This is a genomic window from Chelativorans alearensis, from assembly GCF_010993735.1.
GTDB lineage: Bacteria > Pseudomonadota > Alphaproteobacteria > Rhizobiales > Rhizobiaceae > Chelativorans > Chelativorans alearense.
Genome location: NZ_WQNI01000022.1, coordinates 59,625 through 74,534 on the forward strand (window position 1 = coordinate 59,625; position 14,910 = coordinate 74,534).

The 14,910-nt window shown below is 64.6% G+C and carries 14 protein-coding genes, 1 tRNA gene and 2 pseudogenes; 13 read left to right on the forward strand and 4 right to left on the reverse strand.

Translation table 11 applies throughout. The features are described 5' to 3' along the window. Window positions 1–127: 127 nt before the first annotated feature. From GPJ75_RS25465 to GPJ75_RS25475, 3 genes and pseudogenes are all read left to right on the forward strand, one after another. Window positions 128–471, forward strand: a pseudogene (locus GPJ75_RS25465) (MerR family DNA-binding transcriptional regulator). After that, the gene (locus GPJ75_RS25470) at window positions 407–826 is read left to right on the forward strand and encodes a carboxymuconolactone decarboxylase family protein (RefSeq protein WP_163272699.1); all 420 of its coding nucleotides are present in this window, start codon (window positions 407–409) and stop codon (window positions 824–826) included. The pseudogene GPJ75_RS25465 and the gene GPJ75_RS25470 overlap by 65 nt, the downstream one beginning before the upstream one ends. After that, on the forward strand, window positions 823–1,653 hold the full coding sequence (locus GPJ75_RS25475) for an NHL repeat-containing protein (RefSeq protein WP_163272701.1): 831 nt from the start codon (window positions 823–825) through the stop codon (window positions 1,651–1,653). Before GPJ75_RS25470 ends, GPJ75_RS25475 begins: the two co-directional genes overlap by 4 nt. Before the next feature lie 242 nt (window positions 1,654–1,895). Here GPJ75_RS25475 and GPJ75_RS25480 read toward each other — a convergent pair. Next, window positions 1,896–1,985: transfer RNA gene (locus tag GPJ75_RS25480), tRNA-Ser, on the reverse strand. 257 nt (window positions 1,986–2,242) lie between these two features. On the opposite strand from GPJ75_RS25480, the gene GPJ75_RS25485 reads away from it, so the two are divergent. From GPJ75_RS25485 to GPJ75_RS25525, 9 genes and pseudogenes are all read left to right on the forward strand, one after another. After that, window positions 2,243–3,442, forward strand: coding sequence for a septal ring lytic transglycosylase RlpA family protein (locus GPJ75_RS25485; protein ID WP_163272703.1), 1,200 nt, complete (start codon window positions 2,243–2,245; stop codon window positions 3,440–3,442). Between the two features lie 264 nt (window positions 3,443–3,706). Next, the gene (locus GPJ75_RS25490; protein WP_163272705.1) at window positions 3,707–4,864 is read left to right on the forward strand and encodes a D-alanyl-D-alanine carboxypeptidase family protein; all 1,158 of its coding nucleotides are present in this window, start codon (window positions 3,707–3,709) and stop codon (window positions 4,862–4,864) included. Window positions 4,865–5,194: 330 nt separating this feature from the next. Beyond that, a complete protein-coding gene (gene tmk / locus GPJ75_RS25495) occupies window positions 5,195–5,869 on the forward strand; it encodes a dTMP kinase (RefSeq protein ID WP_163272708.1) in 675 nt (224 codons plus the stop codon). Then, the gene (locus tag GPJ75_RS25500) at window positions 5,862–6,926 is read left to right on the forward strand and encodes a DNA polymerase III subunit delta' (RefSeq protein WP_163272710.1); all 1,065 of its coding nucleotides are present in this window, start codon (window positions 5,862–5,864) and stop codon (window positions 6,924–6,926) included. Before tmk ends, GPJ75_RS25500 begins: the two co-directional genes overlap by 8 nt. Before the next feature lie 31 nt (window positions 6,927–6,957). Continuing rightward, window positions 6,958–8,565 (forward strand): methionine--tRNA ligase, encoded by a 1,608-nt coding sequence (gene metG, locus GPJ75_RS25505; RefSeq protein WP_281354839.1) that lies wholly within the window; start codon window positions 6,958–6,960, stop codon window positions 8,563–8,565. Window positions 8,566–8,569: 4 nt separating this feature from the next. Then, on the forward strand, window positions 8,570–9,364 hold the full coding sequence (locus GPJ75_RS25510) for a TatD family hydrolase (protein ID WP_163272714.1): 795 nt from the start codon (window positions 8,570–8,572) through the stop codon (window positions 9,362–9,364). A 2-nt stretch (window positions 9,365–9,366) separates the two neighbouring features. Further along, window positions 9,367–10,185, forward strand: coding sequence for an MBL fold metallo-hydrolase (locus tag GPJ75_RS25515; protein WP_163272716.1), 819 nt, complete (start codon window positions 9,367–9,369; stop codon window positions 10,183–10,185). Between the two features lie 18 nt (window positions 10,186–10,203). Beyond that, a complete protein-coding gene (locus GPJ75_RS25520; RefSeq protein WP_163272718.1) occupies window positions 10,204–10,674 on the forward strand; it encodes a YbaK/EbsC family protein in 471 nt (156 codons plus the stop codon). A gap of 227 nt (window positions 10,675–10,901) precedes the next feature. Next, window positions 10,902–11,291: pseudogene (locus tag GPJ75_RS25525) on the forward strand (IS30 family transposase); the annotation flags it as partial. A gap of 27 nt (window positions 11,292–11,318) precedes the next feature. Here GPJ75_RS25525 and GPJ75_RS25530 read toward each other — a convergent pair. Further along, complete coding sequence (locus GPJ75_RS25530) at window positions 11,319–11,588, reverse strand: hypothetical protein (RefSeq protein ID WP_163272720.1); 270 nt, start codon at window positions 11,586–11,588, stop codon at window positions 11,319–11,321. Window positions 11,589–12,378: 790 nt separating this feature from the next. On the opposite strand from GPJ75_RS25530, the gene mazG reads away from it, so the two are divergent. Continuing rightward, window positions 12,379–13,191 carry a nucleoside triphosphate pyrophosphohydrolase gene (gene mazG / locus GPJ75_RS25535; RefSeq protein WP_163272722.1) on the forward strand — a complete coding sequence of 271 codons (813 nt, stop codon included), beginning with the start codon at window positions 12,379–12,381 and terminating at the stop codon, window positions 13,189–13,191. A gap of 18 nt (window positions 13,192–13,209) precedes the next feature. On the opposite strand, the gene hflX is transcribed toward mazG, so the two are convergent. Continuing rightward, the gene (gene hflX, locus GPJ75_RS25540; protein WP_163272724.1) at window positions 13,210–14,586 is read right to left on the reverse strand and encodes a GTPase HflX; all 1,377 of its coding nucleotides are present in this window, start codon (window positions 14,584–14,586) and stop codon (window positions 13,210–13,212) included. Further along, window positions 14,587–14,835, reverse strand: coding sequence for an RNA chaperone Hfq (gene hfq / locus GPJ75_RS25545; protein ID WP_159585816.1), 249 nt, complete (start codon window positions 14,833–14,835; stop codon window positions 14,587–14,589). Window positions 14,836–14,910 lie beyond the last annotated feature (75 nt).

Genomic DNA, 14,910 nt, shown 5'->3' on the forward strand with positions numbered 1-14,910 from the left:
TCAGAGGCTGCCGGTTTGTCGCGAATGTCAGGATTTCTGTGACGCCATAAAGCGACAAACAACCCCTTGACTTAGAGCGCGCTCTAACCCCTAGCCTTGGATGCGTCGTGACGAAAGAAGGGCGTTCATGAAGATTGGCGAACTGGCGAAGCGTTCGGGACTGTCAGCCCATACCATCCGTTACTATGAATCGACCGTCTCAAAACGACCGGAATGCCTATTCGGGAGATGCTGCGCTACGCGGCTTTGCGGGAGCGCGGCGTCGGCACGGAAGCGGAGCGCAGCGCGTTGCTCGAACAACACCGCGAGCGTGTCCGCGCGCATGTGGCCAAACTGCAAGCCTGCCTTCTCGTCCTCGACACCAAGATTGCCGGCTATGCCGGCGAGGAACAGAGGATGAAAGAGTATGACGCATCAATCCCCGAACGCAGGCGAAAGCCGGCTGGAACGCGGCAAGCGAGCGCTCGCTGAAATCGACGGCGAGGCCGGCGACAACGTCATTGCCGCTCTGGCCGACATCGCACCCGATTTCGCGCGTTACGTGTTCGAATTTCCATTTGGCGATATCTATAGCCGCCCCGGCCTCGATCTGCGCGCCCGCGAAATCGCCACAATCGCGGCGCTGACCGCCATGGGAACCGCAACCCCGCAACTAAAGGTCCATATAGAGGCGGGCTTGAATGTCGGGCTGACCAAGGACGAAATCACCGAAACCATCATGCAGATGGCTGTCTATGCGGGTTTTCCTGCGGCGCTCAACGGGCTGTTCGCCGCCAAGGAAGTCTTCGCCGCCCGGTTCCTTGTCCAGCAGGAGCAAGCGGTATGATGAACACCCTCCGATCCTTGACTGCTGCCGGTGCTCTTGCCCTCGCCGTGATTCCTGCTTCCCCGATCATGGGGCCGACTGCCGCATACGCGAACCCGGCCGCGCCAGAAAAGCTATGGGAAGGCTTCAGCTCTCCGGTCGGCATGGCTTTCGACGGTGCGGGCAACCTGTTCGTGGCGGAATGGGGTGCGGGCCGCGTCTCGCGCATCGACCCTGCCGGGAATCGCACCACCTTCGCGGATGGACTTTCCGGCCCTTCCGGGCTGACGATCGGCACTGATGGCACGATCTACGTCGCCTCTTATTCCCGCGATGAAATCTATCGCTTCACGCCGGCCGGCGAGCGCAGCGTGCATGTGACCGGCCTTGCGACGCCGGCCGGGTTGAGCTTCGACAGGTCCGGCCGGTTGCTGATCGCCAACCGCCGCACCAACCAGATTCTCACTGTGAACGGGAGCGGCGGTCTGGAACCCGTCATTGACGGCTTGCGAACGCCGGTCGGAGCGGTCCAGACACCGGACAACGGCTATGTTGTTTCCAACATCGGCGGTGGGGTCACGATTCTGCGTCCGGACGGTTCGCGCATCGAGGCCGGCGAAGCGTTCGGCACACCTGGCCCTGGCGTGGCGACGACGAAGGACGGCCGTGTGTTCGTGGTGGATTATGGCGGAACAACAGTGCGGGAAATCCTGCCGGACGGCCAGTCCCGGGCTGTTGCGGATGGGCTGCGAAGCCCGGTCGGCTTGGTGGTCGCCCCTGACGAAGCATCCTTGCTCACCGCCGCATGGGGCGATGGAGCGATCTATCGGATTCCGCTTCCAAAATAGAAGGCAATTGTCGCGAAAATCCCGATTAAAACGACACTTCTGCGCCTGACTTCTGCGATGGTTATGGTCCATGACGACAGCCACCTGCAAGGGCCGTACGCCGCCTTTGTTGCGCTGAAACAGTTGGTAACCCCGACCAAGATATATCGGGCTGCAGCGTAGAATCGACGGTTTGCTATGCCGCTTGGTGGGCGTGCGGTGGTCGGCGGCAGTATCGCGCCGTGGAGGGCCACGGCGGCAATTGGCGGAGGGAGTGGGATTCGAACCCACGGTGACATCGCTGCCACGCCGGTTTTCAAGACCGGTGCCTTAAACCGCTCGGCCATCCCTCCGGTGCGTTTCGTGTAGGCGTGAATTTGCGTTATTTCAAGCGCCGGCAGGCGTGCGGGGCGTGTTGGTATCGGGAGAGGTATATGTCATACTTATTTTTGCCGTTTTCCTGCCACATGTGATTCACATCTCGCTAATGATTTCTTGCGCATGAGTGGGGTTACCTGCGGTAGGGGCATGCGTGGTTTTGGCCGGTGGTTTGGCCGGCGTGAAAGCGGTTGAACGTAAAAAAGCAAATAATTGCCGGGGGAAGGCATTTATGGGACTACGAAATAAGCGGGCAGGGGCGCCGGTGCATTGGGGAACGGTCAGCGTTGGCGCGCTGGCGTTGCTCGTCTCGGCCTGTAGCAGCCAGACGCCGAAGGTTGCGCTCAAGGACACCGGCAGCAGCAAGGAATATTTCGCCGAATCGGAATATGGCGTGAAGGCAAGTCCGCGCGTGGCCTTTGGCGAAAGCGGCCTGAAGCGCGGCGGCGGACGTTATCACGTCGGCAAGCCCTACAGCGTGAAGGGCAAGTGGTACCGCCCCAAGGAAGAGCCCGATTACGTCGCCCAGGGCGCGGCCTCCTGGTACGGCGAGGCGTTCCACGGCCGGCTGACCGCTAACGGCGAAATCTACGACATGACCAATCTGACGGCGGCGCACCCGACCATGCCGCTGCCGAGCTACGCCCGCGTCACCAACCTGAAGAACGGCAGTTCCCTCCTCGTGCGCGTCAACGACCGCGGCCCCTTCGCCGGCGGTCGCGTCATCGACCTGTCGAAGCGGGCGGCCGAAATGCTGGACTACAAGCATTCGGGCGTGGCCAAGGTGCGCGTGGAATATGTTGGCCCGGCACCGCTGCACGGCCAGGACGACAGCTACCTGATGGCCTCGTACCGGCCGGGCGGTCGGGCGCCCGATCCTTCGGATGGCCTGCCTTCCGGCGTGATGATCGCCATGAACGGGCCGACGCCCTCGCAGCCGGTGCCCGATGCAATAACTGCCTTTGCCAGCCAGCCGGCGCTGGCCGCGACGGCGCGCGGCATCGAACTGCCCTCCGTCGGGCCGATCGTTCCGGACAGGCCGCACGCCGCGCCCGGACTGCCCGCCACCGAGGCGCTCGCGCTTCTGTCCTATGCGGACCAGCGGGTGCAGGCCGCCTCGCAGGCTTTCGACGCCATCCTCGAGCCCGAGCTCGACGGAGAAGCGCTCGCGGCATGGTGGGCGCGCAAGGAAGGGGATCGGCCGCAGGAGACCGCCGTCGTCAACCTCGGCACCTGGGCTTCGCGCCGTGAGGCGGAGGGCGTGGTCGATGCGCTTTCGGAGCATGGGCGGATCCGCGTCGAAGAGGCGGAGAGGGAGGGAGCCACGTTCTACGCGCTCTCGCTGGTGCCCGGCGGCGATGCCGATCTGAACGAGGTCCTCCGCGCCGCGTGGGCGGCGGGGGCCGTCGATGCCTTTACCGTCCGCGACTGACCGCTTGCCAAGCCGATCGCCGCCTCTCCACCGCCGGTACGGTTGGATCGGCAGTCCATCGCGCCTATAAGCCCATAGGGGGAGCGTTAAACCAGTTCGGTGATCTGGTTTAACTCCTTGTTTTGTCGCAATTCCGGACGGAAAACCGGTTCCCACTTTTCCTGGAATTGCTCTAACGCGTTGATTGGCGCAATTCTTGACGGAAAGCCGGTTTCCACTTCCTGGAATTGCTTGCTGGCGAGGGTCGACTGGCGGGAGGATGACGTGTTTCGATCGGTCGCGACGGCAGCAGCGTTGCTTCTTGCCATCCTTGTGCTTGCGGGGACCGTGAAGGCGGAGACCTTCGAATCCAAGGCGCCCCGGGCCTTCATGGTCGATGCCGAGACGGGTGCCGTCCTTTATTCGAGGAATGCCGACGAGCCTTTTCCGCCTGCCTCGCTGGCCAAGCTGATGACGATGGAAACCGTCTTCGACGCGCTGAAGAACGGGCGGCTTGCGCTCGATGAAACGTTCTTCGTCAGCGAATATGCCTGGCGCACCGGCGGCGCGCCCTCGCGTACGGCGACGATGTTCGCCGCCGTGAAATCCTCGGTGCCGCTGGAAGCCTTGATCAAGGGCGCCATCGTGCAGTCGGCCAACGATGCCTGCATCATCATCGCCGAGGGCATGGCGGGGTCGGAGGAGAATTTCGCCGCGGCGATGACGAAACGGGCACGCGCCATCGGCCTTCAAGAATCGACCTTCGTCAACGCGACCGGCCTGCCGGCCGAGGGCCAAAAGGTGACGGCGCGCGAGATGACGCTGCTGGCGCGGCACCTGTGGCGCGAATATCCCGAATACTACCGATATTTCTCGCAACCCGACTTCGAGTGGAACGGCATCTTCCAGCGCAACCGCAACCCGCTCCTGCCGCTGGAGATCGGCGCCGACGGGCTGGGGACCGGCTTCACGGAAGCATCCGGCTACGCCATCACCGCCTCGGCGGCGCGCCAGCGGCGGCGTGTGTTCGTCACGCTCGGCGGGCTGACGAGCGAGGACGAGCGGGTGGAGGAGGCGCGCAAGATCATCGACTGGGGCATGCGCGCCTTCGCAAAGCGCCCCCTTTTCGCCGCCGGAGAGGCCATTGGCGAGGTGCGTGTGTATGGCGGCGAGAAAAGCCGCCTGGCGGTGCGCGCGGCCGAGAGCCTCCCCGTCCTCGTGCCGCTCGGCGAGCCCGAGCGCCTGTCGGCGCGCATCGTCTATCAGGGGCCGGTGCCGGCGCCGGTCGAGGAGGGGGCCGAGGTCGGGACGTTGCAGATATGGCTCGACGACACGCTGAGCCAGGAGGCGCCGCTCTATGCCGCCGAATCGGTGGCGGAAGGGACGCTCACCCAACGGGCTGTCGGCGCGGTGGGCGAGCTTCTGCTCGGCTGGACGCGGTGACTTCGGTCCCGCGAGGTGTGGCACAGGGCAACGATTAACGCAGCGCCAATCACCCCACTCCGTCTTGCTTCGCAAGCCACCTCTCCCCCTGCCCGGGGGAGAGGAAGGGCGCCAGGTCGGCGTTTCCTCTCCCCCGTCGAGCGGGGGAGAGGTGGATCGGCCGAAGGCCGAGACGGAGTGGGGGTCGAAGCGACCTCTGTTAAACCGAATTCGTTGCCAGGCAACGACGCGTTGCGTTTCCGCTTTTCGCATGGTTTCAACAGAAAGTTGGACCTTCAACTTTTGGGTGACTATGAAGGGCCGACAAAGCCGATGCAGGACGGGAAGCGATTGCCGCGCGGGTTCTTCATAACGTTCGAGGGGGGTGAGGGTGCGGGCAAGTCCACGCATATCCGGCTCCTTGCCGAGCATCTCGCGCAGGAGGGCCGCGAAGTGCTGGTGACGCGCGAGCCGGGCGGGTCTCCCGGGGCGGAGGCCGTGCGCCACGTGCTCTTGTCGGGCGCGGCGGAGCCCTTCGGGCCGACGCTGGAGGCGATCCTCTTCGCCGCCGCGCGGCTCGACCATGTGGAGCAGGTCATCCGGCCGGGTATCGCCCGCGGCGCCGTCGTGCTTTGCGACCGCTTCGTCGATTCCTCGCGCGTCTATCAGGGCGTGACCGGCGGGCTCGATGCCGATTTCATGGCGACGCTGGAGCGCGTGACGGTAAACGGGGTGATGCCGGACCTGACGATCATCCTCGATATCGACCCGGAGGAGGGCCTGCGCCGCGCAACGGAGCGGCGGGGCGGGGAGGGCGCCGACCGGTTCGAGAAGGAGACCCTGCAGATTCACCGCCGGCGGCGCAAGGCCTTCCTCGATATCGCCAAGAAGGAGCCGCAACGCTGCGTCGTCATCGACGCGTCGGCGCCGCGCGCGGAGGTCGCCGCGGCCGTGGCACGGGCGGTCGACAAGGCGATGCCGAAGGAGACGAGAGACGAGGCGAAGCGCGAGGCAGGCGATGTTTGAGCGCACGGCACCGGAACAGCACGATACGCTGCCGGATATCCCGGAGCCGGCCGAAAACCCGTTGCTTATCGGCCACGAGGAAGCGCGCGCCATGCTCGCCGGCGCCCATCGCGCGGGCAAGCTGCACCATGCGCTGCTTCTTGCCGGGCCGCGCGGGACGGGCAAGGCGACGCTCGCCTTCCATCTGGCGCACCACCTCTTCACCCACCCGAAGAGCGAAGAGGCGCCGGCAAGCTTCGGGGAAGCGGACGCGGGCTCTCAGGCATTTCGGCTTGCGGCGCAGGGGGCGCATCCGGGCCTCCTGCATCTGACGCGGCCCTACGGGGAGCGGGAGAAGAAGTTCAAGACCGTGATCACGGTGGACGAGATCCGCCGCGTCAGCCGTTTCCTTTCCATGACGGCGTCGGACGGGGGCTACCGCGTCGTCATCGTCGATCCGGCCGACGACATGAACATCAGCGCCGCCAACGCGCTTTTGAAGAACCTGGAGGAGCCGCCGGCGCGCACGCTGTTCGTGCTGATCGCCCATTCGCCCGGCCGGCTCTTGCCGACCATCCGCTCGCGCTGCCAGGTCATAAAACTTCAGCCTTTGGGGGCGGGGGCGCTCGAGGAACTCCTGCTGCGCCTCGGCGTGCACCTGCCCGAGAGCGCGGAGGAAAGGCGCCTGCTCGTCGAGCGCGCCGGCGGCAGCGTGCGCAACGCCATCCTGCTCACCCAGTTCGGCGGGCTGGAGATCGCGCAAGCCATCGAGAAGGTTGCCGGCGGGCGCCGTTTCGACGTCACGGAGACCTACCGGCTGGCCGAGGCGGTGACGGCGAGGGACGCACAGGTGCAGTTCGACATCTTCAACCGCGCGGTGCTTGGCCGCGTGGCCTCCGCCGCGGCGAGGGCGGCGGAAGCCGGCAACGTGGAACAGGCAGCGCGGCTGGCGGCCTCCTGGGAGGAGATGGCAGAGACGGTGCGGCAGGCGGAGATCTTCAATCTCGAGCGCAAGCAGCACGTTGTGGGCCTGATGCGGCGGCTTCACGAGGCCGAACGCGACATGCCCGCCAACTGAAGCGCTTCCATGCATGGCGTTCGCCGCCGCGATGCGCTATCTGGGCGCGAGCGAATATCGATCCTGGATATCTTCCCATATGACGCGTGAGACTTTCTACATAACGACGGCGATTTCCTATCCCAACGGCAGCCCGCATATCGGCCATGCCTACGAGCTGATCGCGACGGACGCGCTGGCGCGCTTCCAGCGCTGCGACGGCAAGGACGTCATGTTCCTCACCGGCACCGACGAGCACGGCATCAAGATGCTGCAGACGGCACGCAAGGAGGGCATTTCGGCGCGCGAGCTGGCGAACCGCAACACGCCGGAATTCCAGCGCATGGCGAAGGCGCTGAACGCCTCCAACGACGACTTCATCCGTACGACGGAAGAGCGCCACAAGGCGGCCAGCCAGGCGATCTGGAAGGCCATGGCAGATAATGGCGACATCTATCTCGGCAGCTACTCCGGCTGGTACTCGGTGCGCGACGAGGCCTATTACGGCGAGGAAGAGACGGAGGTGCGCGAGGACGGCGTGCGCTACGGCCCGCAGGGGACGCCGGTGGAGTGGGTCGAGGAGGAAAGCTATTTCTTCCGGCTCTCGGCCTATCAGGAGCCGCTCCTGAAGCTCTACGAGGAGAATCCAGGCTTCATCGGCCCGGTCGAGCGGAAGAACGAGATCGCAAGCTTCGTGCGCTCCGGCCTGCGCGACCTTTCCATCTCGCGCACCACCTTCGACTGGGGCGTGCCGGTGCCGGGCGACGAAAGGCACGTGATGTATGTGTGGGTCGACGCGCTGACCAACTACATCACCGCCGCCGGCTACCCCGACCAAGAGGCCGAGCGCTGGCGCTACTGGCCGGCCGACGTGCACGTGATCGGCAAGGACATCACGCGCTTCCACGCCATCTACTGGCCGGCCTTCCTGATGTCGGCAGGCGTGCCGCTGCCCAAGCGCATCTTCAGCCACGGCTTCCTGTTCAACCGCGGGGAGAAGATGTCGAAGTCGGTCGGCAACGTCATCGACCCCTTCGCGCTCATCGAGCATTACGGGCTCGACCAGGTGCGCTATTTCTTCCTGCGCGAGGTGCCCTTCGGCCAGGACGGCAGCTACAGCCACGACGCCATCGTCAACCGCACCAATGCGGACCTTGCCAACGACCTCGGCAATCTGGCGCAGCGCTCGCTGTCGATGATCGCCAAGAATTGCGACGGCAAGGTGCCGGAGCGGGGCGTGCTGGCCGAGGCCGACGCGGCCATCCTCGACCGGGCGGAGAAAGCGCTTGAGACAGCCCGCGAGGCGATGGGCCGGCAGGCGATCCACGCCGCACTCGCGGCCGTGTTCGAGGTAGTGGCGGAGGCGAACCGTTATTTCGCCGGCCAGGAACCCTGGGCGCTGCGCAAGAGCGACCCGGCGCGCATGGAGACGGTGCTCTACACCACCGCGGAGGTGCTGCGCCGCGTGGGCATCCTGTGCCAGCCCTACATTCCGTCCTCGGCGGAAAAGCTTCTCGACCTTCTCGCAGTGCCGGCGGACAAGCGTCTCTTCGCCGACATCGGGGAAGCTGGCGCGCTCCAGCCCGGAACGCCGCTGCCGGCGCCGCAGCCGGTCTTCCCGCGCTATGTGGCGGCCGAGGACAAGGGGCAGGGGGCCTAGCGCCATGCTGATCGACAGCCATTGCCATCTCGACTTTCCCGATTTCGAAGCGGAGAGGGACGAGGTCGTGGCGCGCGCCGGGGTGGCGGGGGTGGACCTGATGGTCACCATCTCCACGCGCGTGGCGAAATTCGACGGCGTCAAGGCCATCGCCGAGCGCTACGACAATGTCTTCTGCACCGTCGGCACGCACCCGCACAACGCGGGTGAGGAAACCGACGTGACGGCGGACCAGCTCGTGGCGCTTTCCGAGCATCCGAAGGTGGTGGGTATCGGCGAAGCGGGCCTCGATTACTTTTACGACAAGGCGCCGCGCGATCTGCAGGCCAAGGGCTTCCGCACCCACATCGAGGCGGCGCGGCGCACCGGGCTGCCGCTCGTCATCCATGCGCGCGAGGCCGACGACGACATCGCGGCTATCCTCAGGGACGAGGCAGGGAAGGGGGCCTTCCCCTTCATCCTGCACTGCTTCTCCTCCGGGCCGGCCCTGGCGCGCACGGGCGTTGCGCTGGGCGGTTATGTCTCCTTCTCCGGCATCCTGACGTTCAAGAAGTCCGAAGCCCTGCGCGAGATCGCCAGAAGCATGCCGCGCGACCGGCTCCTGGTGGAGACGGATGCGCCGTATCTGGCGCCGGTGCCTTATCGCGGAAAGCGCAACGAGCCGGCCTATGTGGCGCACACGGCGGCGGTGCTGGCCGAGACGGCCGGCGTTTCCGCTGACGAGATGGCGGCACTGACGACGGAGAATTTCTTCCGTCTCTTCGCCAAGGTGCCGCGCCCGGCCGGGAAAGGCGCGTAGCCTTGGGGGACCGGCTGCGGCTCACCATTCTCGGCTGTGCGTCCTCACCCGGCGTGCCGCGGATCAACGGCGACTGGGGCGCCTGCGATCCCGCGAACCCGCGCAACCGGCGTTTGCGGGCCGCCGCCCTGGTGGAGCGCATCAAGCCGGACGGGCGCGCCACGCGCATCGCCATTGACACTGGGCCGGACTTCCGCGAGCAGATGATCGCAGCAAAGGTGCCGCGCCTCGACGGTGTCGTCTACAGCCACCCGCACGCCGACCATATCCACGGCATCGACGACCTGCGCGGCTATGTGCAGGTGCAGGGGCACCGGATCGACATCCATGCCGACGAGCCGACCATGGAGCGCCTGCGCGGCGCCTTCGCCTATTGCTTCGAGACACCGGCAGGGAGCAGCTATCCGCCGATCGTGACGCCGCACCTAATCCGCCACGAGGAGCCTTTCACGATCGCCGGCGAGGGCGGAGCGCTGACCTTCACGCCGCTGCCGCAGATCCACGGCGATATCCGCTCGCTCGGCTTCCGCGTTGGTCCGTTCGCCTATTGTTCCGATGTGAGCGGCTACCCGCCGGAGACCGTGCCGCTGCTGGCCGACCTTGAGGTGCTGGTGATCGATGCGCTGCAGCACCGGCCACACCCCAGTCACTTTTCCCTCGGGCAAGCGCTGGAATGGATCGAGCGGCTGAAGCCGAAGCGCGCCATCCTGACACACATGCATACCCCGCTCGACTACGAGGCCGTGCGGCGAGAGGCGCCGGACCACGTGGAACCGGCGTATGATGGGATGGTGGTTGAGACGGATATTTCAGACGATTGAAATAACGAGGTTTTTTGGATGTCGAAGAGCGTCAACCGGGTGGCTGCCGCGGCGGCGGAAGCCGGCCTTGAGATCGAAATCAAGCGCATGGGAGAATCGACCCGCACGGCCCAGGAAGCGGCAACGCAATGCGGCTGTGCGGTCGATCAGATCGTCAAGTCGCTGATCTTTGCCGGCGAGACGTCCGGAAAACTCTATCTGTTCCTGGTATCCGGCGGCCATCAGCTCGATCTGGGAAAAGCCGGCCGGCTTGCCGGCGAGAACCTGACGCGCGCCGATCCGCGCAAGGTGCGCGAGGAAACCGGCTTTGCCATCGGCGGCGTTTCGCCGCTCGGCCATCCGGCGAGCGTGCGTCGCTATGCCGATGAGACGCTGCTGGGCTTCACGACGGTCTGGGCGGCGGCCGGAGCGCACGACGCCGTCTTTGCGGCTGAGCCGAAGGCACTGATGGCCGCCGCGCAAGCCGAGGTGGCCGATATCGTGGCGTGACGAGGCGCTTCCTTTGGCTTGATCCGGGGACCGATCAACACCACCGCAGCGCTCAATCCCAGCACCGCTGGCTTAGCACGCTGGTTCCATAATCTATCTTATGCGATCTCTATATGTACTGGGGGCACATTCTATCCCGAACTGCAACAAAGGCGCTAAGTTGCCTGTTTTTCGGGAGCGACGTTTTGAGCCGTACTTTTTCGCATTTGAAGGCCGGCTGGTCACCGCGGACAAGCTGGTTCACTGTGCTGTTCAAGAACAATGACCGGCAGTCCAAACCGATCATGGACCAGCTTATCAACGTGCTCGGCCCCCTGCCCAGGCATGCCCGGCAAAGTCTGACATTCGACAGAGGTTTTGAATTCGTCTCCTGGCGGCGACTGAAGCAGGGCATGGGAACGGACGCCTGGTTCTGCGACCCGTCAGCGCCCTGGCAGAAAGGCACCGTTGAGAACATGAACCGGAGGGGCCGGCGCTATCTGCCCAGAGACACTGCTGTCTTGTCGATCACGGACGAATCGATACGGTCTCTGATCGATCAGTTGAACGGTACGCCGAGAAAATGCCTGGGTTTTCAAACACCTGCTGAAGTGTTCCGGCGTGAAGTAATCAAATGACGGCTTTAAGCCCGTTGTGACGCGAAACTAAGAGCAGGCAGTCTTGGCTTCGTCCCAACAACAGGCGCAAAATACCTTGAACCCCGCCTTTTCAAACCAACGATCAGCGTCTTGACCGTTCAGTTCGACGAGCGCTTCCTCGCAGACGCTGCACCAAGCATCGGGCCGCGCTGTATCTTCCTCGTTTCCAAAGAAGAACCCGACTTTCGGGCTATCACTATCAACGGCATACGCTATGTGCTGGCATACCAATCCGATACCTTGAGTGCCATGTGCGGTGCAGTTTACTTTTTGCATTTTTAAACCTTCTCCACTAGGCCCGCATCAATACAAGAAAAGCAGTCAAACGTCAGCTTCGTCCGCACAGCAGACCTTTCAACACAGCATCGCCATCCGCCCCCGGACAGGCTTAGCAACCCCGACCAGCACGCCTGACCGGAGGCTGACCTCCCTGCCCTGTCGCTGTTTCTAAGTGGTTGTTGCATTTACATTAGAAGTCACAGGGCCCTAATCGCGCGTGGTGAGTTTGCTTGCTCTCGCTCGCGCACTTCGTGGCGGAATGCAGAAGACCTTCGGATAAGTGCCTGCCACGACCATCCCGGATTGGGCGGCGTAAAGCAAACCCTCACGGAAGCAGCCGGCGAGATCGGGCCTCGGATCGGGGGCGTAGAAGCCGTGAATTGCGGTGCTTCGCTGGCAGTCGGGTGCGGAGACAGCCAAGGCACAAACCAACACAAGAACATCCACCGACGCGCCTCCCTTCTCACGCAGTAACTCAGTGGCCGGCGCGCCAGAAGAAACGCGCCTGCAGTAAAACGATCGACAGAACGGCCCCCTCATCTACCCGAGAGGAAGAATATCTCATGGCTTGGCTGCTTGCGCACCTCGCCAATTTGGCGGAGCTTTATTTGAAACATACGCCACTTAGCTCAATCTGCGACCGCGCGCCCCATCCGAGAGGACACTCGGTGCTCGCTCTTCCCGCGCGACCACGGGCCTGTCACGCTCACCGTGCGATAATCGAACCGCTTGAGAATGCGGCCGATGCGCGCTACGGCTTCGCCGCCAGTGAACGGAGCCGCCGCCCATGAAGCCGTCCAAGGACATCGCCCGCCTGATCGAGATCATGGCCGCGCTGCGCGACCCGGAGACGGGTTGCCCGTGGGACGTGAAGCAGGATTTCTCGACCATCGCGCCCTACACGATCGAGGAAGCCTACGAGGTTCTCGACGCGATCCAGCGCGGCGACATGCACGATCTGCGCGAGGAGCTGGGCGACCTTCTGCTTCAGGTGGTTTTTCATGCGCGGATGGCCGAGGAAGCCGGCACCTTCGATTTCGGCGATGTGGTCGAGGCGATCACCACTAAGATGATCCGCCGCCACCCGCATGTCTTCGGCGACGAGGACGCACGCGAGGCAGGCATGGCCAAGGGCATGTGGGAAAAGATCAAGGCGGAGGAGAAGGCGGAGCGCCGGGCGGCGCGCAACGGCGCTGGCGACGAGAGCGCGGGCTATCTCGACGATGTGACGGTCGCCCTGCCCGCGCTGACGCGCGCCCTGAAGCTGCAGGAGAAAGCCGCCCGCGTCGGCTTCGACTGGGGTGCGCCGCGGCCGATCCTCGACAAGATCGAGGAGGAGATCGGCGAACTGCGCGAGGCCATGGACGAAGGGCGGCGCGAGGCGGTGGCGGAGGAATTCGGCGACCTCCTGTTCGCGCTAGTCAATCTCGGGCGCCATATGGGGCTCGATCCGGAGGCGGCGCTGCGTGGCACCAACGAAAAGTTCCGCCACCGCTTCCACGCCGTGGAACGGGGGCTGGAGGCGGATGGAAAGACGCTCGGCGCGGCTTCACTGGAGGAGATGGAGGGACTTTGGCAGCGCGCGAAGAGAAGAAGGTAGCGCATTAAAACCCCTACCCTACCCCTTGTTATTACTAGATAATCTCCGCCTTATCTCGTCGCGCGCCGCATCGGTGGCGCGGAGGCGGATGGTGATGCTGCCGTCTTCGTGATTCTCGCGGCCGGTGACCTCGCCGTGCCGGTACACCCAATCCATAAGCGCCATCTGGTCCGGTGAAAGGGTGACGGACGTCTCTGCGACACGGCCGGCAACACGTTCCTCGATCAGCGCCATGAGGTCGTCGATCCCCTCCCCGGTCACGGCGGAGACGGCGACCGGGGGCGTTTTGTTGGCCTCGTCCCTCAAAAGCCGTTCGCGGTCGCTTTCGCTGAGGCGGTCGATCTTGTTCCACACCTCGATGATGTGGCTGGTATCGGCGGCATCGACGCCGAGGCTTGCCAGAACGTCCTCCACATCGGTGGCGTGGGCGGCAGTGTCGGGGTCCGAGATGTCGCGCAGGTGGATGACGAGATCGGCCTCCACCACCTCTTCGAGCGTGGCGCGGAAAGCGGCGACGAGGTGGGTCGGCAGGTCGGAGATGAAGCCGACCGTGTCGGACAGGATGACGACCGTGCCGTGCGGGAACCGCACGCGCCTCAGCGTCGGGTCGAGCGTGGCGAACAGCATATCCTCGGCCATGACGGAGGCGCCCGTCAGCCGGTTGAAGAGCGTCGACTTGCCGGCATTGGTGTAGCCGACGATGGCGACCACCGGGAACGGCACCTTGCGGCGCTTGGCCCGGTGCAGGTCGCGCGTGCGCCGCACGGTCTCCAGTTCCCGCTTGATGCGGATGATGCGCTCCTGCAGAAGCCTGCGGTCGGCCTCGATCTGCGTCTCGCCGGGGCCGCCCATGAAGCCGCCGCCGCCGCGCTGGCGCTCAAGGTGCGTCCAGCTTCTGACGAGCCGGCCGCGCTGATATTCGAGGTGCGCGAGATCGACCTGCAGCCGGCCTTCCTTGGTGCGGGCGCGGCGGCCGAAGATTTCCAGGATAAGGCCGGTGCGGTCGAGCACCTTGGCCTTGAGCTCACGCTCGAGATTGCGCTGCTGCACGGGGGAAAGCTGGTGGTCGACGACGACCAGCTCGGCCTCGCTCTCGGCGACGATGCCGGCGAGCGCGCTCACCTTGCCGGCGCCGATCAGCGTCGCCGGGCGCGGCGCCGAGACGGGAAACGTTTCGCTGTGGACAATTTCGAGGTCGATCGCCTCGGCAAGGCCCACCGCTTCTTCAAGCCTTGCCTGCGGCGACAGGGACATGCGCGCACGCGCACCCCCCTCCTCGCCCTGTGTGCGCGCGGAGGTCAGCACCGGCGTTACGACGACGGCCTTCGTGATCTCGCCGGCGAGCGCGCCGTCATCAGCGCGCGGATCGTCGGCAGCCTTGGGTTTATCTGCCAATCAGCCTTCCCGACTGTTTTCCTCGGCATCGAACAATTGCACCGGCTGGCTCGGCATGATCGTGGAGATGGCATGCTTGTAGACGAGCTGCGAGTGGCCGTCGCGGCGCAGAAGAACACAGAAATTGTCGAATGAGGTCACCACGCCGGTCAATTTCACGCCATTGATCAGGAAGATCGTCAGCGGGTTCTTGCTCTTGCGAACGGTGTTCAGGAACAGGTCCTGCAGATTTTGCGAACGTTCCGCCATTGTTCTTTTCTTTCACCATCCCCTGCGCATTGCGCGGCAGTAGCGCAAATGTCACCCCGCCCTGTCAAGCGCGAC